We start from the raw sequence: 20,372 nt of genomic DNA, 5'->3' as shown, positions 1-20,372 counted from the left end.
CAACAACCGCGTTGCGTAAGTCCAAGTGGGCTTGTGCGCAAGGGTTCTGACGCGCCGCCGCACCACTGCCGACGGGGACAGCTCCTCTGTCCGCCGGAGCGCGGGTTGACCCTCCCCCTACGTCAGGCTTGAGGCTGGGTTCCGACGAAAGGGCAGGTGGATGGGGTACTCCGTGGGACAGGTCTCGGCCTTCGCCGGGGTGACGGTGCGGACGCTGCACCACTACGACAAGGCGGGGCTGCTCTCGCCCAGTGACCGCAGCCGCGCCGGATACCGGCTCTACGGTGAGGCCGACCTGGTCCGTCTCCAGCAGATCCTCTTCTACCGGGAGCTCGGCTTCCCCCTCGACGAGATAGCCACGATCCTCGAGGATCCGCAGGTGAACGCCCTGGAGCGGCTCCGGGACCGGCAGCGGCAGCTGACCGAGGAGATCGCCAGGCTGCAACGGCTGGCCGAGGTGGCGGAACGGGCGATAGAGGTCCAGCGGACCGGGGTGTCCCTGACCCCTCAGGAACGGTTCGAGGTCTTCGGCGAGGTCGCCTTCGACCTGAGTTACGCCACCGAGGCCGAGCTGAAGTGGGCGGGATCGGAGGGGCGGCGCGGGGCGATGGCGCGCGCCGCCGCGCACACGAAGGAGGACTGGCGCCGGCTCATGGAGGAGGCCGCCGCCTGGCGCGCGGAACTGCTCGCGGCCTTCGACGACGGGGAGCCGGGCGACGGCGGGCGGGCCATGGAGCTCGCCGAGGAGCACCGCCTGCACATCGCGCGCTGGTTCACCGCCTGCCCGCCCGCCATGCATGTGCGCATCGCGGACGACTTCGTCGCCGATCCGCGCGCGTTCGCCCTGGTCGTACCGCCGTCCCAGCAACGCCCTGGTCTGGCCGCGTACCTGTGCCGGGCGGTCCACGCCAACGCGGCCCGCCACGCGGATGGCGGCCCCGAACCCGAGGAACACCCATGAGAATCCTGATCGCCACGGCCGGATCGCACGGCGACGTCGCGCCCTACACGGGCCTCGGCGCCGCGCTGCGCCGGGACGGGCACGAGGTCGCCCTCGCCGCCACGGACGCCTTCGCGCCCCTCGTGCGCGACGCGGGGCTGGAGTTCCGCCGACTGCCCGCCGACGCGCGGATGCGGGGCGGGGGCACCGGCAACCGCGCGCTGATGCGCGCCGCCGCCGCGTTCCTCGCCGAACTGGGCCAGGGCTTCGCCGACGCGGTGGACGACGGCACGGACCTGCTCCTGCTGTCGGCCACCACGGCCCCGCTCGGCTGGCACCTCACCGAGGCCCTGGGCATACCGGGCGTCGGTGTGTACCTCCAGCCCACCGCGCCGACCGGCGACTTCCCCCCGCTCGTGCCGGGCGCCCGCCCGCTGGGACGTCTCGGCAACCGGGCGGCCGGGCGCTTCGCCCTGCGGATGGCCGACCGCGTCCACGAAGAGGCGGTCGCGAAGCTGCGCCACCGCCTCGACCTGCCCCCGGCCTCCGCCGCCGGGACGCGTCGACGGCGGGAACGGGACAACTGGCCCGTCCTTCACGGCTTCAGCCCCACCCTGGTGCCCCGCCCCTCCGACTGGCGCCCCGGCCTGGAGGTCGTCGGCAACTGGTGGCCCCACCACGACCCGGCCGCACGGCTCCCCGCCGAGGTCGAGGACTTCCTGTCCGCCGGGGACCGGCCCGTCCTCATCGGCTTCGGGAGCATGGCGTCCGGCGACGGGGAACGGCTGAGCGGGATCGCCGTGCGGGCCCTGCGCCGGGCCGGGCTGCGGGGAATCCTCCAGGCCGGCAGCGCCGGGCTCGCCGCCGACGGGGACGACGTGCTCACCATCGGGCACGTGCCGCACGCCCTGTTGTTCCCGCGGCTGGCCGCGGTGGTCCACCACGGCGGGGCCGGCACCTCGGCCGCCGCGCTACGGGCCGGGGTGCCCGCGGTCACCGTGCCGGTCACCGCGGACCAGCCGTTCTGGGCGGGGCGGCTCGCCGCACTCGGCGCCGCCCCCGACCCGATCCCCTTCCGGTCCCTCACCGTCGAACGCCTCGCCGACTCGCTCGGCCGGGCCGTGGGCCGGCGGGCACACGGCCGGGCCGCCGAGGAGGCGGCGAAACGGCTGGCGGCCGAGGACGGGGCGGGCCGGACGCTCAGGGCCGTCGAGCGGCTGACCGGTGGATGACACCGCCCGTCCGCCGGGCCCGGTCCCACCGGAACCCGGGCCCGTACGGCCGTCGCCACGTCACCAGCGGACGGCCGTGAAGTCGACCGGCTCGGGCCGCAGCAGCGCCGCGCGTTCGGTGAGGGCGAGCAGCCGCCGGGACATCTCCTCGGCGTCCAGCCGCTTGCGGTCGCCGTGGCCGGGCAGCACCCATTCGAAGGTCAGCTTCCCCGCCGTCCGGGCCAGGGAGGCGGCCTGTTCCTCGATGGAGTACCAGGTCACCGGGGCCACGACTTCCAGGTCCCGGGTGGTGCGCGACCAGTGGAAGCTGTCGCCGCTGAAGCAGTACCGGTCGTCGGCGAGGTAGAGCACGCTGCCCTCGGTGTGGCCGGGCAGCGGATGGACGGTGACGCCCTCGGCGACCTCCACCGGGTCGAGCCCCCGGATCACCTGGTCCGCGTCCGGCGCGGCGTCCAGGTCGCCCTCGTGGATCCAGAGCCGGGCCCCGTAGTGGTCGGCGTAGCGCCGCCCGTGCGCGGCGTGGTCGCGGTGGGTCAGCAGTACGTCGGTGACGGGCCCGGCGACCGCCGCGTACCGGTCCGCGAGGGCGGGGCTCCAGCGCGGGGTGTCGATCATCATCGACGTACCGGAGGGCCGCCGGAGCAGGTACGCGTTGGCCCCGGCGGTGTGCGTGGAGTTGTGGCCGCAGATCAGTACGCCGTCGTCGAGCGCCATCGGGAACGGATCGAGCACCGGGTCCAGCTTCCGGGAGCCGGGCCGGATCGAGCGGGTGTGGCAGGCGAAGGCGGCCGCGTGCAAGCGCCGTGCCTCCTCCTCGTTCTCCGGCTGGCGCACCACCTTCGACCGCAGGTCCTCCTCCACGAACAGTTCGGGCGCGAACTGTCGGGCGACGTCGCAGTTGGTGCAGCGCTCGTCCACGTACCAGTCGTCCACGGCGGTGCTCCTCGCATGTCCACGTGCTCGGGTCCCCGTACCGAGGCCCGGCCGGACCTCCGGACCCAGGCATAGCCGACGCCCGCCCGCGCGTGGAAGGGCGCATCCGGGTCGGGCGCGCCGCACCCCACGGAAGGAAACGGCTTCGGAGCCGGGAACGGGAACATTCCGGCGGGCCGCCCCGTTCACCCTGGGCCGTCCACGTCGCCACCCCGGGGAGCATCGTGTCCGAAGCCGTAGCCACCACCTCCGCCACCACCTCCGCCACCTCCGCCGCCACTTCCGCGTTCCGCACCGAGCTTCCGGATCTGGGCGCGCAGGCCGAGCGCCTGATCGAGCTGGGGGTGCCCGGGATCGCCGGGCTGTCCGCCGCCGAGCTGCGCGCCTTCGCCGAGGCCGGTGCGGCGGACCCGGCCGCCGAGGGCGCCCTGCTCGCCGTCCACCCGGACCGGGCCCCCGCTTCCGCCCTCGCGCCGCTGCTCCGCCGCGACGACAAGCCGGGGTTCGTGGTCGTCGACATGGCCGACGTCGACCTCTTCACCCCGATCGACACGGTCGTCCTGCCCGACGCGCCGCTCTATCTCGTCACCGGCGTCGACCGGGGCGACGAGATGGCCGACTGGAGCCCGGACGAGGCCCTGCCCGCCCTCACCGAACGGGCCCGCACCCCGCTGACGCACACCGAGGGCATCCACTGGGTGCTGCAACAGCCCGCCGCCCTGGAGCGCAATCACTGCTTCATGACGATCGGCTCCCGGCTGCGCAAGGCGAACGGAGCCCTGGACGCCCGTACTCCGGCGATCTGGATCAGCAACGGCACCGGGCGGGACGGCCGCGAGCGCCGCAACGCCCCGAAGGTCGGCTGGTGCTGGGCGGGCAACCGGCACACCTGGCTCGGCTTCGCCTCCGCGACCGGCCGCCAGTAGGCCGGGGCACCGGGGCGTGGAGGCGTGCGGGCTCCCCTGTCATGGGGCGCCCGCGGCCTCTCGCCCCGGGACGGTCCCGGAGCGGGGACGGGCGATCACCGGGCAGGAGTTCCACAGCTCCGTCCCGGCCCTGGTCAATTCCAGTACCGCGCGCCGTTCACCAGTGGTCCACGCGGCGCACTCGCCCTCGAACAGCTTCATGTACGCGCTGTTCCGCACCGGTCCCCGCCGCGGCAGCCGATGGACCGCGTCGAGCCCCCGGGCCAGATCGTCGAAGAAGTTCCAAGCCTCCAGCAGCGCGCCCGACGGGACCTTCCGGCGCACCGGATCCTCCAGCCAGTGCTGGACGCGGGAGAGTTCCAACGTGTCGGCCTCAGGGGTGACGAGTTCCCGGCCTCGTCGGCGCGCGTACATCCCCGCCTGCCGAACCGTCGCGAACACCGGCACGTGCAGACGGCCCGCTTCCGGCAGCGTGAGCACCCGGTCGGGCTCGTCGCCCCGCCCACCGACCCACAGAACCACGGCACCGCGCCCGCGCCCCCGCACCCGGTACGCGTAGAGGCTCCCGCCCCGGCGTCCCGTCGCGAACACGTCCGTTATCCCGGTCCTTGTCATGCCCTCACACTGGCATGACCAGCAGGGATCCGTCGCGGCACTTCTCCGCAGGGGCGGCGGACCGGGGAGGAGGCCGACCGGAACACGCAGGACACGAGTTGCGTCCGGAATCGCTGGGTCGGGGCACTCAGGGTGTCGGTGGAACAGCGACGGCCCGCAAGGACTGCAGGTTGGCTGCCAGGAAGTCGTCGAACGTGCGAGCTGGCCGACCGGTGATGTCGCGGACCGTGGTCGTGGTCTCGGCCTGGGATCCGGAGGCGACTTCCTTGACCAGGAAGGCGAGATCCTGGGCAAACCAGCGCGGCAGGCCCTGGGACCTCATGGCGGCGGCCAGCGAATCAGGGGGCAGTTCCGCGCGCCCCACGGTCCGACCCAGCGCGGACGAAATCTTGTGGGCGATCTCGGCATCGGTGAGCGCCTCCGGGCCGGTGAGGACGAAAGTCTTCTCCTCGCCCAGCGACCCTGCCAGCAGGTCGGCCGCGCAGGCAGCGACATCGTGGCAGTCGATGTGGGCGACGGGGGTGCTGCCGTAGCTGCTGATCAGGCTTCCCTCACGCGTGAATGCTTCCGGCGCGATGAAGTTCTGCATGAAGCCGGCGGGCTGCAGCAGCGACCAGGCAAGGCCAGACGCCTTCAGGTACTCCTCGATCTCCCAGTGCGCGCCCTGGGAGAGCTTCGCCGCCTGCCGAGCGTGCCAGACCGACACTTTCACCACGTGTGTGACGCCGGCCCGGCGCGCTGCGTCGATCACCGTCTTCTGCTGACGGACCATCGGCTGCTCCCCGTCCAGCGGCTGGGCGCCGGCACTGTTGAGGAACAACTGGTCCACGCCGTCGAGTGCTGCGGCAATCGAGTTCGGGTCGTCGAAGTCGCCGACGACGAAATCGCACCCCAGCACCCGCCCCCTGCTTTCGTCACGGACCAGCGCACGAAACGCAACACCGGCTTGACGCAACTGGCGCACCAAGGACCTGCCGATGGAGCCGGTGGCTCCCGTCACCAAGATCACGAAGTCCCCCTCGAACGGGTACGGCGGCCCCCGGAGCAACTAACCTGAGGGGCCCTCGAGATGAGTTAACCTGAGGCGCCCTCGAATGAGCAAGGAGTGAAGAAGATGACCGAGCCCCCGCGCCGCCGACCGCGTGCCGACGCTCGGCGCAATCGCGATCGTCTCCTGGCAGAGGCCGACGCGGTCTTCCGCCAAGAGGGCACGGACGCGGCGCTGGAGAGCATCGCCCGGCGGGCCGGCGTCGCGATCGGCACGCTGTACGGTCATTTCCCCACCCGCCGCGCCCTCGTCTGCTCACTGCTGCGCGAACGCAATCAGGCACTTTTCGAGCACGGGAAGGAACTGCTCACCGACTCCCCGCCCACGCAAGCGCTCATCCGGTGGGTGTACGCGGTGGTCGAGCACGCCGCCGCCTACCAGGGGCTGGCCGCCGTACTGGCCGACGGCCTGGGTGATGAGGAGTCCGAACTCCATGCCTCTTGTGTGCGCATGACGGAGATTAGTGATCAGTTGATCGCCGGCGCCCGGGCAGCCGGGACCCTCCGCCGGGACGTGACCGGCGCCGACATCTTCGCCCTGATGAACGCCGCCGCCTGGACCCGCGATCACATGCCCCCCGAGCAGGCGGACCGGCTCGTGGCACTGACCATGGACGGCATGCTGGCCCAGGCGCCGAGCCGGAGCACAAAGGCGGAACAGGACCGCGACCAGAACCCTTGACCATCTGCACGTCGGTCACCCGGGGAGGCGCCGCGGACAAGGAACGAAGTCCGGCCACGGCGATGGCCGGACAGGTGCCTACGGCGTGTCTCCGGCGCATTCCGGCCGTCCTCCCGGAAGGACCGGCCCCGGCGGACCGGTCCCGAAGCGGCCGGGGGCTACACCGGCACCCGGTCCGGTGCGCGTACCGCGAACTCGCACCAGACCACCTTGCCCGGGTTCCGCTCCCCCACGCCCCACTTGTCGGCGAGTGCCGCGACCAGGAGCAGCCCGCGCCCCGACTCCGCGTCGGAGGGCGCCCAGGAGTCGGGGAGCGTGACCTCCTTGTCGCCGCTGTCGTGGACCTCGGCGCGCAGGATGCCGTCGGCCGGGTCCAGGCGGAGCTGGAGTCGGTAGCCCCGGCCGGGTGGAACCCCGTGCAGCAGGGCGTTGGTGACCAGTTCGCTCACGCAGAGCAACACATCGTCGGCGCGCTCCTCGCACTCCCAGTCGAGCAGCGCATCGCGTACGAACTGCCTTACGAGCGGCACGGATCGGCGTTCCCTCCGGTGGAACGCCTCGCGGAAGTGGGGGAGTTGGGTAGCCTCGTTCACCCCGCCAACATCACACAAAGTCACTGGTGTTGAGCAGTGCGCAAGGTCGTACATCTCATCTGTACGACCTCTGACTGATCAATCGGGGTTTCGTACGGGGAGAGGGAGTTCATGCATACACCAAAGCCACGGAAGAGCAAGCAGCTCACCACCTGGACCATGATCGGCAACCTGGTGGCCGATCACCGCAACGATCTCAATCTGACGCAGGTGACTCTGGCCGGAATGTGCGGCGTGAGCGTGGACACGCTCTCGTCGGTCGAGCAGGGGCGTCGGCCGCTCCAGATGGACCTGGCGGTCGTGCTCGACAAGTTCCTCGGCACGAAGAGGACGTTCCAGACCCTGGCGCAGTCGATGCCGAGCAGGGACCGTTTGCCGGTCTTCATCCACGATTTCCTGGACTACGAGCAGGATGCGCTGACGCTGATCTGGTACGAGAACCAGGTGGTGCCGGGGCTGCTCCAGACCGAGGAGTACGCCCGCTTCGTCTTCGAGTGCCAGTACCCGCCCCTGGACGAGGACGAGCGGGAGAGCTGGGTGGCGGCCCGGATGGACCGGCAGCGGCTCCTCGAACGCAAGCCGCGCCCCATCCTCCACTTCATCCTGGAGGAGAGCGTTCTCCGCAGCCGGCTCGGCGACCCCGCCATGATGCGGAACCAGATCCGCCATCTGCGTCGGCTCATGGAACTCCCCTTCCTGAGCCTCCAGATCATGCCGATAGAGCTTCCGAAGCACGCGGCGCTCGACGGCCCGATGATCCTGCTGGAGACCCCCGAGCACGACCATCTGGCCTATGTCGAGGGCCAGCTCACCAGCTACTTGCACGAGGACCCTGATCAGGTCAGTGTGCTTCTGCAGAAGTGTGGGATGCTGCGTTCGCAGGCGCTCTCCGTCGACGCGAGCGCCCGTCTCATGGACGAAATGCTTGGAGAGACATGACCCTCGCAGCACACCCGGCTCCCCGCTCCGCCACTCTTGCCTGGTTCAAGTCGAGCTACAGCGGCCCCCAGGGCGGCAACTGCGTGGAGATCGCCTACGACTGGCGCAAGTCCAGCTACAGCGGCAGCCAGGGCGGCGCCTGCGTGGAGGTGTCCGCGCACCCCGCCGCCGTCCACATCCGTGACTCCAAGGTCACCGAAGGCCCCGTCCTGACCGTCCCTCCGGCCGCCTGGACCGCCTTCCTCAACGCCACGATCTGACGACTCCCGGCACCACCCGAAGAACCAGCGGCCTCGGCCCCCTGCACGGGCCCGAGGCCCTCGGCATGCCACCCGCCTGCCTGGCCGCGCTCCGGCGATCGGATCCTTGCCGCCCCACGTACAACCCCCCACACCCCTCCCCCGTCTCCTAGTCAGCCGCGAGGGCATGCCTCCGGCGCAGGGGAAGGAGCGGGCTCGACGATGAACAGGGCCTTGAGCAGAGCGATGTGGAGAGCGGCGCTGGCCGGAGGTGCGGTGGCCGTGTTCACCTCGGTGACGGCAGTGCCCGCCGGAGCGGCGGAGGGCGGGGTCGCCTTCTCCCGGGTCTCGGTGAACGGCGGGAAGCCGATCGTGGTCGGAGTCAAGGAAGAGGTCGAGGTGCATGCGACCTTCCGGATGACGACCACGCTGAAGTACGACTCCGGGCCGATGGTGTTTCCCTACCGGGGCAAGCTCAGCAACATGGACACCATGCACAGCATGATCATCGGCAGCGACTGCAAGGTGGTGGACCGCGCCAAGGGGATCTGCGACTTCGAGGAGTGGCTGTACATCGACCCCCGGTTCGTCGACTTCGGGAACGAGGACGCCGGTACCTGGCGGACCGCCGCTCGCGTCTTCCTCCCCCATGACGGCCTGGACGTCGACGACAAGAACCTTCCGTTGCAGCTCAAGCGGGCCACCCGCGTCACCGTCAACGCCTCGCCGGAGCCGGTCGCGAAGGGGAGGACGATCACCGTGACCGGGCGGGTCACCCGGGCGAACTGGGACACCCACACCTACCAGGGATACGCGGGCCGAACGGTCAGCCTCCAGTTCAAGGCGGCCGGCGCCTCCTCGTACACGACGGTGAAGAAGTCGACGTCGAGCAGGACCGGTGGGCTCAAGACCACGGTGAAGGCCACCGTGCCCGGGACCTGGCGGTGGACGTACTACGGGAACTCCACCTCCGGGGCGAAGTCGTCGGCCGGGGACTACGTGGCCGTGCGGTAGACGGCCCGCCTCACGCCCCCGTTTCTCTACGGCTGTCCGACTCTCCATGCCCCGGGCGGGGCCTTCGTCCCGCGCTCGCCGATCGCCGCGACGACGGCGCCGACCCGGGCCGTGGCGTCGTTGCCCAGGTGGATGGTGAGGAGCGTGCCGCCGACCGGGGCGGTGATCACGACCTCTCCCCCGGGCCAGACGACGTCGAAGAGCGGCTCGTCCGCCGCGACCTCGCCGCCCACCCAGGTGCGCCAGCGCACGATCCTCAGCCGCGTCGACGGCCCCGGCATCGAGAGCTGCCGGGGCAGGGCCACGGAGGTATACCCCCGCGCGGACTCCTGCGCGGTGGCCCTCACCTGCAACGGCTTGCGGGGCGCGGCCCGGTCCGGGAAGGCCGCCGGGCCGGGTCGCGGCGCCGGTCCCGGCACGGGGGCCGGTGCGGGGACGGGTGGCGGGGACGGCTCGCGGGTGGGGGGCGCGTCCGCCCGTAGCGTGGGTGCCGTACGGACCGCTCGCATCGTCCGCACCGTCCGCTCGTCGACCATCCCGGCCACCGCGTCCGGGAGGCGGAGGCCGTCCGGTCCGGCCAGGGCGGCGCAGCGTTCGAGGACCTCGCCGACGCCGGGCCGGTCGCCGGGCGCCTTGGCGAGGGCGGCCGCGACGAGCGGGCGGAGGTCCGCCGGTACGGCCGAGAGGTCCGGCTCGCCGTGGACGACGCGGTACATCACCGCCTCCTTGCGGCCGCCCCCGAACGGGGCTTCCCCGGTGGCGGCGTAGGCCAGCACGGCCGCCAGGCAGAAGACGTCGCTGGCCGGGCCGGCCTCCTCGCCCCGGACCTGCTCGGGGGACATGTAGGCGGGGGTGCCGATCGTGCCGGACCGGGTGAGCTCGGACGTCTCGTCCAGGGCGCGGGCGATGCCGAAGTCGATGACGCGCGGCCCGTCGTCGGCGAGGAGCACGTTGCCGGGCTTGAGGTCGCGGTGGACCACTCCGCAGGCGTGGATCGCGTTCAGCCCCTCGGCGAGGCCCGCGCCGAGCGCCGCGACCGCCTGCGCCGAGAAGGGGCCGCATTCGGTGACCGCCTCGCGGAGCGACGGGCCGGGGATGTAGGACGTGACCAGCCACGGCTGGTCGGCCTCGGTGTCCGCGTCGACGACCTGCGCGGTGTAGAAGCCCCCGACGCGGCGGGCGGCGGCCACCTCACGGCCGAACCGCCGCCGGAAGTGCACGTCCTCGGCGAGCGGTCGGCGTACGACCTTCACCGCGACGGTCCGCCCACCGGGCGAGCGCCCGAGGAACACCTCGCCCATTCCACCGGCGCCCAGCCGCGCCAGCAGCCGGTACGGGCCGACCTTCCGGGGGTCGGCGGGCAGCAGCTCTCTCATTCCGCAGATGCTCGCAGGTCGGAGTGGACCGGCGGTACGGATCACCCACATCCGTTCGAACCGAGCGGGTCGGGTGACACACGCCGCTCCACGGATGACTTGGAGATGTGAAAAGTTCACCCGCTTGAGAGCGCTCTCAGTCATAAGTCTTGACGGCGGGATCGGCCCTCACGACAGTGGAGACTCCCCCCCACACCCCAGGAGTCCCCGTGATCTCACGCAGGCTTTTCCTGAAGGGCGGCGCCACCGCCGCCGCGACCGCGCTCACGTACCCGGCCTGGGGCGGCTCGCTGGCCCCGAGCGCCGAGGCCGCTCCTGCAACCTGTGAACTCGCCCTGGTCAACCGTTCGTTGCCGGGCAGGGTCAACGCGTACGTCACCGGCCACGAGCAGGGCACCGACCGCTGGATCCTGCTGCGGGCCGACGGGACCCCGTACCGGCCGGACTCGCCGGCCGCCCCGCAGACCCCGCTGCCGGTGGACTGCGCCATCCCGCTGAACGCGGCGGGCGCCGCGCCGGTGATGGTGACGCTGCCCCAGATGTACGGCGCCCGCGTCTACTTCGTACGCGACGACACCCTCACGTTCTATCTGAACCCGGGCCCCGGGCTCGTCGAGCCGGCCTTCGCGACCCCCACGGACGTCAACTACGGGAAGACCTGGTCCTTCTGCGAGTTCACGTTCAACCCGCAGCAGTTGTACGCGAACATCAGCTATGTGGACCTGGTGACCGCGCTGCCCATCGGGCTGACCCTGGAGGGCGACGCGACACACACCGTGGCCCCGCTCCCGGACGGCGCGGTGCAGCGCATCGCGGACGGCCTCACCGCCCAGGCCGCCGCAGACGGCCAGCCCTGGGACAAGCTGGTGATCCGGGGCGGGGACGGGAACGTGCTACGGGTGATCTCCCCGCAGAACCTGATGGCGCCGTACTTCGACCGGCCGGACGAGATGCCGTTCCGCGATGCGTTCACCTCGTACATCGACCGGGTCTGGGAGAAGTACCGCTCCACCGATCTGCGTATCGACCTCCAGGGCGGGCGCGGTGTGCGCACCGGCCGGGTGGGCGGCGACGTGCTGACCTTCGACGGAGGGCACACCTTCCCCAAGCCGACCTCGAAGGACGTCTTCACCTGCAACCACGGCCCGTTCACCAACAACCCGGCCGACTCCGACGACAAGAAGGCCCTGCTGGCCCGGATCGCCTCAGGTTTCAACCGCTCCCTGATGCTCACCCACCCCGATCAGCCCAACGGCACCTCCCCCGCCGACTACTACCGGGACCCGGTCACCAATCACTGGTCCCGCGTCGTGCACGCCAACACCCCGATCGGCTACGCCTTCCCGTACGACGACGTCCGCCCGGACGGACAGCCCGATGTGTCGGGCGCCGCCAACGACGGCAACCCGCGCCGGTTCACGGTGAGCGTGGGGGCCTGATCCGGCGGGGCGGGGGCGGCCGGGCGCGAGCCCGTCGCGGCTTGCCCGGCCGGGCCGCGAACACTGCCCCGCGGGCTCTTGCCGACACGTTCCGGGCTTGCGTATCCAGGGTGGGTAGGCAAGCCCGGAACCTTCGGAGAGGGGCCCGTCCCATGCGCGCGCACGAGTCCGGCACGAGTCCGGCCACGGCGAAGCCGCGGCAGGCCATGTCCGTCCCCGCCGTTTCCGCCGCGGCCGCCCCGGCCGCGTACGAGGCGGACCGTGTGCCGCCGGGTTCGCTCGCCGCCCTGCAGCGCAGCATCGGGAACGCGGCCCTGGCCCGGCTGCTCGAAGAGGCCGCGCGTGAGCACGGCGCGCACGGGCACGAGACACACGGGCACGAGACACACGGCCATGACGCGCACGGGCGCGACGCCGGGTGCGACCGTACGCGGGCCGGTGACGGCCCGGCCCCCGTGCAGCGCTCCGCCGTCCACGAGGTGCTCGGCGGTGCCGGGCGGCCCCTCGCCGCGCCGCTCAGGAGCGAGATGGAGGCGCGGCTGGAGGCCGATTTCTCCGACGTCCGGGTGCACACCGGAGCCGCCGCCGCGCGGTCGGCCACCGAGGTCGGCGCCCGCGCCTACACCTCGGGGAACCACATCGTCATCGGCACGGGCGGCGCCGACAAGCACACCCTCGCCCACGAGCTCACCCACGTCATCCAGCAGCGCACCGGCCCGGTCGCCGGGACGGACGACGGCGGCGGACTGCGGATCTCCGACCCGTCCGACCGTTTCGAGCGGGAGGCGGAGGCCAACGCCACCCGGGTGATGCGGGCTCCGTCACCCTCGGGCGACGGAGGACGGGCCGCCGAGGACGTCCACGGCACCGCGACGACGACCGCGCACACCCCTGGAGAGACCACGGTGCAGCGCAAGTCGGCCATCACCGCGAACAACCCGAAGGAACAGAACGCCGCCCCGCCGCACCGGAGCCTCAGCGCCGTGTTCGCCCCCTTCTTCGCGACCGCGCAACTGCCGGAGAACTACACGTTCGGCCCGCTGCTCAACGTCTCCCCCCAGGACTACCCGGGCAGCTTCCACCGGGCGGGCACGGTGCGGGCGGAGATCGACCCGCAGTCCGTCTCCAAGGCGGACGGCAGCAACCGGGACAACAGCGTGATCGGCCCGTACGGGCACTTCGGCGTCATGGAACGGGCCATCTTCAACCGGCCGCCGCTGGGAAACACGTACGACGGCGGCCATCTCGTCGAGCACACCCTCATGGAGGGCCAGGACGCCGACGTCCACGGCAACATCGCCCCGCAGGAGAACAAGAACTTCAACCAGGGGCTGATGCGCGGCTGGGAGGCCGTCCCCGAGAAGCTGATGCACAGCGGTCACGCCTTCTACTACAACGTGGCGGTCACCTACTCCTCGGACACCTACACCCGGACGGGAGAGGACCTGGTGAACGCCGGCGTCATCGCGCCCGGCGCCGTGGCGGTGATGAACACCATCGCCTCGCCGCTGGACCCCGCGCTGACCCTCGCCCAGGAACTCGTGCGGCAGACCGTGGAATTCCGCCGCTGGGTTCCCGTGAAGTGGGAGGGGCAGGTCGTCGAGCCCAACCAGGCCGACTTCCCGAACCTGATGCTCACCTACGGGGCCCACTACCGGAACCTGCTCCCGAGCCAGGCCGCGGCCGAACAGGCGGTCATGGACATGGCCTCGCTCGCCCAGCACACGTATCCCCTCGCCGCCCCCGGCACGAACACCCTCGTCAGGCAGCACTCCGGGACGCTGGCGGGGTTCATCGACACGGCCGCCGTCACGACGGCGGGCCTCCTGACGGTCGGCGGGGCGCCCTCGATCTCGGCGGCCATGTACCAGCCGGAGCCCCAGGACGTCCGGGACCAGCCGCACGCCACCACGACCCCGGCCGGAACCGTGCCGGTACCGCTGCCTCCCGCCAACATCGTGACGAACCTGCTGTCCACCCCGGTCAGCCTGAGCGCCATGCACACCGAACTCCTGGCCGTGGCCACCAAGAAGAAGGACAGGCTGGGCGGGCTGTCCCACCTCAACAAGAACGCGGCGACGGTGGACGGCGACGCGAAGAAGCAGTCGCCCGGCTTCAAGGAGATCCGCAGGTTCCTGGTGAACGCCGAGGAGGGGATGAAGCTGGTGGTGGCCATCCAGGGCCACCCCGCGACATCGGCCTTCGGGCGCGTCCAGTTCGACGCCGCCATCAAGAGGTCCGGCATCACGGTGGACAGCCAGAACAAGCTCCAGGCACTGGCCTACGACCCGAACCTCACGTCCTGAACCCGCGGGGCCCGAGCCCTGATGCGCTTACCTTTCCTGGTTCGACCAGGACAGGAAGTCCGCCCAGAAGGCCGCTGTGACGTCAGCGACCGGCCGCTCCTCTTCGGTTCCGTCCTGCGGGCCGCCGAACTCCTGGCGCACGTAATCGACCAGGTCGTACCCGTAGGAAATGATGTCGGCGCCCCGGATCGACAACACCGGGTGAGCCCATGTTTCCCGGCCGGCCGGCAGATAGCGGTGGGAGCGGACCGGAACCAGTTGTGGCACCGACGCCAAGTGCGCCCTCGCGCCGACCACGGCATCCGCCTGCCGGGCAGGGCGCGTACCCCAACCCGGATGCCAGAAATCCGCCTCCGCCACCGCGAACAGCACGTCCTCCACCGGCCTGTCGAGCCAGGAACGGAGCAGGGCGGCATTGCCATGACGCCAGTCGGGCCACCCTTCCCCCGTGGGCAGCCCCACCGCGAGAAACGCGCGGTGGTCGTCGGCGAAAGCGAACCCGAACCGCGTTTCGATACCGGCCAACTCCCGCTCCGTCAGCCCTGGACGGATCTCGGCGCACCCGAGCCGGGCCAACAGACGCGCGGCCCGGGAACCGAGCCTCACCCCGGACGTCTTGACCATGCGCGCAGGTTACAAAAAAGAGGGGCCGGGGCGGGAGTCGGTGCGGGTTCGTCGAGCTGTGCCCGGAAAACCGGGCCGGGTGGACATGGCCGACGCGCGGCAGGTGCTCCTCGACTTCCTGTTCCGGGCGGAGGGGTTCACTGTCGAGGTCGAGGGGCACGCGTACACGGGAGCCGGGAGCGGCACCGGCGCGTCCCGGCGCACGTCGTCGCCCAGATCCGCGCGGCGCCGCAGCGGTTGCGTACGGCGGGTCGAGTGAGGCGGTCCGCGTGCCGGGCCCGCGTGTAACAGGTCTGTCAGGGACACGTCCCAACAGCGTGGGATCGAAACGGGGCAGACGCAGGCCGTGTCTTAATGATCAGCAGCGCACCACCGTCCCACACCACAGCAAGGAAGTCTCGATGCACGTCCAGCCGAAGCTGACGAAGAAGCTGACCCTCGCCACCGTGGCCGTCCTCGCGGGCCTGACCCTGACGGCCTGCCAGGAAGGCGACATCGACGCCGCTCCGTCGCAGGACAGCGCCTCCTCCCCCGCAGCCGAGAACGGCGCGGGCTCCTCGGGCAGCACCGGCGGCAACGGCGGCACCGCCACGGACGGCGGCAGCACGGGTGGCGACTCCGGCAACGGCAGCGACAAGGGCAGCGGCGGCGGCCAGATCAACACCGGCCCCTGCAAGACGGCCAATCTCACCTTCACCGCCGCCCACGGCATGGGCGAGGGCGACGTCCTGGTCAGCCTCAAGAACAACAGCGACGCCTGCTCGCTCAAGGGCTTCCCCGGCGTCGACCTGAATACGTCGGACGGCGACACCTTCAGCGCGGACCGCAGCGCGAACACCCCGCAGGAGGTCGTCCTCGGCGGCGGCGAGACCACCCGCTTCACGCTCCACACCCCGCGCAACGACACGGGCGGCACCGGCCTCCGGATCGTCTCCATCGTCGTGACCCCGCCGAACGAGACGCACTCCAAGACGCTCCGGATCGGCCTCAGCCTCCCGGTGACGGACGGCTCGGAGTCCGGCCAGGGCGTCACGGTCGACCCCGTCGGCTTCGGCAAGCAGTGACGTGCTTCCTCTCCTTCGGGGAGAGGACTCTGGCCTTCCGGTCCGGGGCCTGCACCGCGTAGCGGGGCAGGCCCCTTCCTTGTCACATGGCTCGGCGTGCCGGACTCCTACCCCGCCCCGCTTTGCCCGGCCAACGTCCCACCCTGGTGGCCGAGCTTCGTCCCGGCATGACTCCGGCGAAGCCCATGGACGACCTTGGCACAGGAAGCAGCGACCTACTCAGCTGCCCTGGCCAGGCCGCTGCACGCCAGCAAGATCGTGTTACGAGTTCTTAGCGAGGTGCCGCGAGTACGTCCTGGAGTACGTTCTCGAGCGTGACGCGGGACAGCTCGTGTCTCAGGGTCTCCTCGATGCCCTCGTAGATGCTCTGCATTGCCGGCTGGATGCCGTGACCCACCACGCATCCCTGGTCCGGGGTGGTGCGGTGCATTGCGAACAGCGGGCCGGGTTCCACTGCCTCGTACACGTCGAGCAGGGTGATCGACTTCAGTTCGCGTGCCAGCGACCAGCCTGCGCCTACGCCCCGCCGGGACTCCACGAGCCCGGCCCTGCGCAGCTCGCCGAGCAGCCGTCTGATCACCACGGGGTTGGTGTTCGCGCTGGTCGCGATCTGCTCGGAGGTGGCGACCTCATGGCCCTGGCGCTGGTAGAGACCGATCCAGGCCAGCGCGTGGGCGGCGATGGTCAGCCTGCTGTTTGCGCTCATGGGCTCCTCCTCTCGGCCACAACGCTTCATGATACGGCAGTCGTAACAGTGAAGGTTGCAACGAGCTGTCGTAACAATTAACGTTGCGACTGCCGGAAAGGGTCAATCAGTGAGGTGAGAAGAATGAGCAAGCCACTCACGGGCAAGGTCGCCCTGGTCACCGGGGGATCGCGCGGACTGGGAGCCGCGACCGTACGGCTGCTGGCCGAGCAGGGCGCCGACGTCGCCTTCACCTACGTCAGCTCCGAGAAGCAGGCGCAGGCCGTCGTCGACGAGGTGCACGGCAAGGGAGCCGAGGCCGTCGCCTTCAAGTCCGACCAGGCGGACACGACCCGGGCGCCGGCGCTGATCGACGATGTGGTCGCGCACTTCGGCGGCCTGGACATCCTCGTCAACAACGCGGCGATCTCGGTGGAGCAGGGCCGCACGGTGGACGACCCGGACGCCGACACCGCCGCACTGGACCGGATGCACGCCACCAACTACCTCGGCGTGATCGCCGTCATCCGGGCTGCCTCCCGAGTGCTGCGCACGGGCGGCCGCATCATCACGGTGAGTTCCGGACTGGGCTCCCGGGTCGGCGTCCCGGGCGTTGCCGACTACTCGGCGACCAAGTCAGGCATCGAGAGGTACACCATGGGGGTCGCACGGGACCTCGGGCCCCGCGACATCACGGCCAACGTCGTGGAAGCCGGGCTGATGGACAGCGGCATGCAACCGCCGGACCCCGACACCCTCAAGGCCCTGCTCAGCTCGCTGTCCCTGCAACGCATGGGGCACCCCGCCGAAATCGCCGCGGCGATCGCCTTCCTGGCGAGCCCCGCCGCGTCGTACGTCACGGGCGCGGTACTGGACGCCCACGGCGGCTACAACGCCTGAACCCGAACCCCTGCCGCGTGCCCCGAAGGACATCGCGGCTTCGGGGCGCGCACCGCCAACGCTCCGCGTGTGCGTGGACACGCCTCAAGAAGCCCGGATCGCGATCGTGTTACGAGCTCATGGAATCCGCAACGCGCGCCCGAACCAGGACCGGGCTCACCCACACGCACCCGGATCAGCGGATCAGTTCGGCGGCCAGGAGGTCCATCAGGAGGCCGTCGTGCCAGATGCCGTCCGCGCCGCGCTCGTACTGGCGCATGACGCCGACCGGGCGGAAGCCGACCTTGGTGTAGCAGCGGATCGCCGCCGTGTTGTCGGCCGCCGGGTCGATGACGAGGCGGTGGAAGCCGTGGTCGTCGACGAGATGGCGGGCCAGTGTCCGTACGGCGTCGGCGCCCAGGCCGCGGCCGTGCACCGAGGGATCGAGGAAGAGGTCGATGCCCGCGTGGCGGTACTCGGCGTCCTCCTCCGCGTACCACTGGATCATGCCGACGACCCGGCCCCCGTGATCGACGGCCAGGCAGTGCGTGCCGGGGTCGTCGAGCCCGGTCAGGACCTCGGCCTCCAGGTCCTCGCCGCCCCGCCACCGCATCCGGACCTCGGGCGTGGCCCGGATGGCGGCCAGGGCAGGGGCGTCCGCACGTACGGCGGGCCGGAGAACCACGGAAGCACCACGCAACACATCCACACCCGGGACTCTACGGGCCACCCACTCGCCGGAACCGACCCCTAACGCAGCGACAGCGCCGACGACACCGACAGGAGCACCGCCCCGGACCAGCAGGCCGAGCGGAGGACGACGCCCCAGCCCGAGGTCGCGGAGTCACGCCCCACATGTGCGACGGGCGGGCGGAGCGAGTGAGGTTCCGTCCAGAGGTAGGCCGGCGTGCCCGGGCCGATGAAGGCGGAGATCAGCCAGTATCCGGCGCTGGGGGTGCGCCTCATCTCCCGGGTGAGCATCGCGGTCACGCTCGCGGCGAAGACGGCCAGGGACGCCCACTTGAGCCAGGCGGCCTCGATGACGCGCCAGTAGAGCAGGGGGACCAGGGTCGACAGACCGCCCAGGGGGGCCAGCGGGTCCTTGTCGTCGAACGTCAGGTCCTTCGGCGCCTCGTCCCCGAGCCGTTCCCGGACCATCCGCTGGAAAGCGTCCTCGGCGTCCTCTCCCGGCAGGGTGTCGGGCCGGAACGTGTACGTCTTGCTCTCCAGGAACCCGTCGCCCCACCGGGCCTGTCCCTCCCCCAGGGACACGTCGACGAGATGGATCGAGGACGTCCGGCCCGACCGCGCATCGCTCAGGAGCTCCGACATCCCCGCCCGCTGGGGAAGGACGGCGGACGCCGCGCTCGCCGCCCCCGCCAGGAACACCAGGATCCCCAGCGCGCGGGCGACCCGGCCCACCAGGGACATCACCGGGAACAGACCACGCCGACGAGGGTGAACGACGCGAAGAACGGCCCCTGGGACAGACCGGCGAACCAGCGGTGGCCCCGGTCGCGGTCGACATGACCGGCGTCGATGGCGTTCTGCATGTTGCGGCCCAGGCCCAGGGTGTGGTCCGCGTCCTGGAAGTCGCGGAAGACCGGTGCGGTGGCGAGGACCGTCTCGACGTGGAAGCCCGCCTGTTCGGCGAGGCGGGCGAGGCCGCGGCCGATCGTCGCGTGGCGCACGACCTCCGTCGTGGTCCAGCGGGTGAAGGCGCGGCTCGTCTCCAGGTCCTCGGCGTCGACGATCAATGTGTCCCAGTCGGGTTCGGCCAGGGCGATCCGGGCGCCGGGCCGGGTGGCGCGACGGAGTTGGGCGAGCACATCGGCGGGTTCGGCGACGTGCATCAGGACCCGGTCGATCCTGGCCCGGTCCACCGTGCCCGGTTCGACGGGCAGGGCGTGCGCGTCGGCCTCGCGGATCTCCACCCGGCGCAGGTCCTTCGTACGTTCCCGGGCGCGGGCCAGCATGTCCGGGTCGCGGTCCACGCCGATCACCGTGCCGTCGTCCCCGACGCGTTCGGCCAGCGCCGGCAGGTCCGTTCCCGGGCCGCACCCCACGTCCAGGGCGGTCTGGCCGGTACGGACGTCCAGCAGGTCCAGCAGTTCCCGCTTGTACGCACGGCCGGCTCCGGAGGCGGCGGCCCGCAGCATGTAGGCGGCCTGGTCGGGTCGGGATGTGCCGAGGGTCGATGCCATACGGGGCAGTCAAGCATCCCTCTGTCCGCCCCGGCAGGCGCGTCTCGTCTCGCGGGCCCGTTCCACGCGGGACCTCCCGTTTCGCCGGGTGGGTGGGGCCCGGGGTGTTGGTTCCGCGTTGGGTCGGGATTGCGGGGATCGATCAGGGTGAGGGCCGTCAAGCACCGTAACGCCAGCCGAGAGAGCCGGAGTTCAGCAGAGATGAAGTCACGTATCGCAAAGGTCGGGGCGAAGGCCGGAACGACCGTCGCCGCCGCCGTCTGTCTCGCCGTCGGCGGGTGGGGGGCGGGCGCCCACGCCGCTGTCGGGGCCCCGTGGATCGGCTACGGCCAAACGAACACGTACAACGGCGTCAAGTGCGTGCAGCAGCTGGTCAACGACCTCTCGTTCTCGACCGGCTACCACACCGTCGCGGTGGACGGCTCCTTCGGCCCCGACACCAACGGGGCCATCCGGGCCTTCCAGTCGTGGGAGCACCTGCCCGTGGACGGCATCGTCGGCCCCAACACCGGTGACGCCCTCCTGATCGCGACCAAGGACGGGTACGGCTGCAACGCCTACATCCCGAGCAACCACTGAGCAGCCCGGGAGCCCGCCGGTGAGGACCGCCGGGCGGGCCTGCGGCGGGGGCGGAC

General features: G+C 71.3%; 23 protein-coding genes. 13 read left to right on the top strand and 10 right to left on the bottom strand.

Going from position 1 to position 20,372, the window contains the following annotated elements; all coding sequences use genetic code 11:
* Window positions 1-160 precede the first annotated feature (160 nt).
* Window positions 161-961 (top strand): MerR family transcriptional regulator, encoded by an 801-nt coding sequence (locus ACWC97_RS23645; RefSeq protein WP_450651427.1) that lies wholly within the window; start codon window positions 161-163, stop codon window positions 959-961.
* On the top strand, window positions 958-2,172 hold the full coding sequence (locus tag ACWC97_RS23640) for a glycosyltransferase (RefSeq protein ID WP_450651425.1): 1,215 nt from the start codon (window positions 958-960) through the stop codon (window positions 2,170-2,172). The genes ACWC97_RS23645 and ACWC97_RS23640 overlap by 4 nt, the downstream gene beginning before the upstream one ends.
* A gap of 60 nt (window positions 2,173-2,232) precedes the next feature.
* Here the strand turns inward: ACWC97_RS23640 and ACWC97_RS23635 are convergent, their stop codons facing one another.
* The gene (locus ACWC97_RS23635; RefSeq protein ID WP_385211811.1) at window positions 2,233-3,105 is read right to left on the bottom strand and encodes an MBL fold metallo-hydrolase; all 873 of its coding nucleotides are present in this window, start codon (window positions 3,103-3,105) and stop codon (window positions 2,233-2,235) included.
* A gap of 308 nt (window positions 3,106-3,413) precedes the next feature.
* Between ACWC97_RS23635 and ACWC97_RS23630 the strand changes: the two genes are divergently transcribed.
* Window positions 3,414-4,031, top strand: coding sequence for a DUF5701 family protein (locus ACWC97_RS23630; RefSeq protein ID WP_450651544.1), 618 nt, complete (start codon window positions 3,414-3,416; stop codon window positions 4,029-4,031).
* Window positions 4,032-4,070: 39 nt separating this feature from the next.
* On the opposite strand, the gene ACWC97_RS23625 is transcribed toward ACWC97_RS23630, so the two are convergent.
* Both ACWC97_RS23625 and ACWC97_RS23620 read right to left on the bottom strand, forming a co-directional pair.
* On the bottom strand, window positions 4,071-4,646 hold the full coding sequence (locus ACWC97_RS23625; RefSeq protein ID WP_450651423.1) for a hypothetical protein: 576 nt from the start codon (window positions 4,644-4,646) through the stop codon (window positions 4,071-4,073).
* Between the two features lie 127 nt (window positions 4,647-4,773).
* Complete coding sequence (locus ACWC97_RS23620) at window positions 4,774-5,655, bottom strand: SDR family oxidoreductase (RefSeq protein WP_450651421.1); 882 nt, start codon at window positions 5,653-5,655, stop codon at window positions 4,774-4,776.
* Between the two features lie 105 nt (window positions 5,656-5,760).
* On the opposite strand from ACWC97_RS23620, the gene ACWC97_RS23615 reads away from it, so the two are divergent.
* Window positions 5,761-6,375, top strand: a complete 615-nt coding sequence (locus ACWC97_RS23615; RefSeq protein ID WP_450651419.1) for a TetR/AcrR family transcriptional regulator — start codon at window positions 5,761-5,763, stop codon at window positions 6,373-6,375.
* Window positions 6,376-6,533: 158 nt separating this feature from the next.
* On the opposite strand, the gene ACWC97_RS23610 is transcribed toward ACWC97_RS23615, so the two are convergent.
* Window positions 6,534-6,968: an ATP-binding protein gene (locus tag ACWC97_RS23610; RefSeq protein ID WP_450651418.1), complete on the bottom strand. Its 435-nt coding sequence runs from the start codon at window positions 6,966-6,968 to the stop codon at window positions 6,534-6,536.
* Between the two features lie 111 nt (window positions 6,969-7,079).
* Between ACWC97_RS23610 and ACWC97_RS23605 the strand changes: the two genes are divergently transcribed.
* The 3 genes from ACWC97_RS23605 to ACWC97_RS23595 all read left to right on the top strand — a co-directional run bounded on the left by ACWC97_RS23605 (window position 7,080) and on the right by ACWC97_RS23595 (window position 9,160).
* Entirely contained in the window at window positions 7,080-7,907 is an 828-nt protein-coding gene (locus tag ACWC97_RS23605; RefSeq protein WP_450651416.1) for a helix-turn-helix domain-containing protein, read from the top strand.
* Complete coding sequence (locus tag ACWC97_RS23600) at window positions 7,904-8,167, top strand: DUF397 domain-containing protein (protein WP_450651414.1); 264 nt, start codon at window positions 7,904-7,906, stop codon at window positions 8,165-8,167. Before ACWC97_RS23605 ends, ACWC97_RS23600 begins: the two co-directional genes overlap by 4 nt.
* A 201-nt stretch (window positions 8,168-8,368) precedes the next feature.
* Window positions 8,369-9,160: a hypothetical protein gene (locus tag ACWC97_RS23595; RefSeq protein WP_450651412.1), complete on the top strand. Its 792-nt coding sequence runs from the start codon at window positions 8,369-8,371 to the stop codon at window positions 9,158-9,160.
* A gap of 26 nt (window positions 9,161-9,186) precedes the next feature.
* Here the strand turns inward: ACWC97_RS23595 and ACWC97_RS23590 are convergent, their stop codons facing one another.
* Window positions 9,187-10,536 (bottom strand): protein kinase domain-containing protein, encoded by a 1,350-nt coding sequence (locus tag ACWC97_RS23590; protein ID WP_450651410.1) that lies wholly within the window; start codon window positions 10,534-10,536, stop codon window positions 9,187-9,189.
* Window positions 10,537-10,745: 209 nt separating this feature from the next.
* On the opposite strand from ACWC97_RS23590, the gene ACWC97_RS23585 reads away from it, so the two are divergent.
* Window positions 10,746-11,975 carry a glycoside hydrolase family 64 protein gene (locus ACWC97_RS23585; RefSeq protein ID WP_450651408.1) on the top strand — a complete coding sequence of 410 codons (1,230 nt, stop codon included), beginning with the start codon at window positions 10,746-10,748 and terminating at the stop codon, window positions 11,973-11,975.
* A gap of 152 nt (window positions 11,976-12,127) precedes the next feature.
* Window positions 12,128-14,281 (top strand): eCIS core domain-containing protein, encoded by a 2,154-nt coding sequence (locus ACWC97_RS23580; RefSeq protein ID WP_450651407.1) that lies wholly within the window; start codon window positions 12,128-12,130, stop codon window positions 14,279-14,281.
* 27 nt (window positions 14,282-14,308) lie between these two features.
* On the opposite strand, the gene ACWC97_RS23575 is transcribed toward ACWC97_RS23580, so the two are convergent.
* Window positions 14,309-14,905: a hypothetical protein gene (locus tag ACWC97_RS23575; protein ID WP_450651405.1), complete on the bottom strand. Its 597-nt coding sequence runs from the start codon at window positions 14,903-14,905 to the stop codon at window positions 14,309-14,311.
* 85 nt (window positions 14,906-14,990) lie between these two features.
* On the opposite strand from ACWC97_RS23575, the gene ACWC97_RS23570 reads away from it, so the two are divergent.
* Both ACWC97_RS23570 and ACWC97_RS23565 read left to right on the top strand, forming a co-directional pair.
* On the top strand, window positions 14,991-15,164 hold the full coding sequence (locus ACWC97_RS23570; protein WP_450651403.1) for a hypothetical protein: 174 nt from the start codon (window positions 14,991-14,993) through the stop codon (window positions 15,162-15,164).
* A gap of 142 nt (window positions 15,165-15,306) precedes the next feature.
* Window positions 15,307-15,969: a DUF4232 domain-containing protein gene (locus ACWC97_RS23565; protein WP_352276218.1), complete on the top strand. Its 663-nt coding sequence runs from the start codon at window positions 15,307-15,309 to the stop codon at window positions 15,967-15,969.
* 271 nt (window positions 15,970-16,240) lie between these two features.
* Here the strand turns inward: ACWC97_RS23565 and ACWC97_RS23560 are convergent, their stop codons facing one another.
* Window positions 16,241-16,675 carry an Rrf2 family transcriptional regulator gene (locus tag ACWC97_RS23560; RefSeq protein ID WP_352276217.1) on the bottom strand — a complete coding sequence of 145 codons (435 nt, stop codon included), beginning with the start codon at window positions 16,673-16,675 and terminating at the stop codon, window positions 16,241-16,243.
* Between the two features lie 123 nt (window positions 16,676-16,798).
* Between ACWC97_RS23560 and ACWC97_RS23555 the strand changes: the two genes are divergently transcribed.
* Complete coding sequence (locus ACWC97_RS23555) at window positions 16,799-17,554, top strand: SDR family NAD(P)-dependent oxidoreductase (RefSeq protein WP_352276215.1); 756 nt, start codon at window positions 16,799-16,801, stop codon at window positions 17,552-17,554.
* A 175-nt stretch (window positions 17,555-17,729) separates the two neighbouring features.
* On the opposite strand, the gene ACWC97_RS23550 is transcribed toward ACWC97_RS23555, so the two are convergent.
* The 3 genes from ACWC97_RS23550 to ACWC97_RS23540 are packed head-to-tail and all read right to left on the bottom strand — an operon-like array spanning window position 17,730 to window position 19,737.
* Window positions 17,730-18,236 carry a GNAT family N-acetyltransferase gene (locus ACWC97_RS23550; RefSeq protein WP_450651542.1) on the bottom strand — a complete coding sequence of 169 codons (507 nt, stop codon included), beginning with the start codon at window positions 18,234-18,236 and terminating at the stop codon, window positions 17,730-17,732.
* Window positions 18,237-18,283: 47 nt separating this feature from the next.
* Window positions 18,284-18,964, bottom strand: a complete 681-nt coding sequence (locus ACWC97_RS23545) for a hypothetical protein (RefSeq protein ID WP_450651400.1) — start codon at window positions 18,962-18,964, stop codon at window positions 18,284-18,286.
* Complete coding sequence (locus tag ACWC97_RS23540) at window positions 18,964-19,737, bottom strand: methyltransferase domain-containing protein (protein WP_450651398.1); 774 nt, start codon at window positions 19,735-19,737, stop codon at window positions 18,964-18,966. Before ACWC97_RS23540 ends, ACWC97_RS23545 begins: the two co-directional genes overlap by 1 nt.
* Before the next feature lie 201 nt (window positions 19,738-19,938).
* Here ACWC97_RS23540 and ACWC97_RS23535 point away from each other — a divergent pair, with 201 nt between their 5' ends.
* Window positions 19,939-20,316, top strand: a complete 378-nt coding sequence (locus tag ACWC97_RS23535; protein ID WP_450651396.1) for a peptidoglycan-binding domain-containing protein — start codon at window positions 19,939-19,941, stop codon at window positions 20,314-20,316.
* The last annotated feature ends 56 nt before the right edge of the window (window positions 20,317-20,372 follow it).

Source organism: Streptomyces sp. NPDC001108 (genome assembly GCF_053598535.1).
Note: the sequence above shows the minus strand (reverse complement) of the source record. Positions and strands in the feature narration are given on the sequence as shown.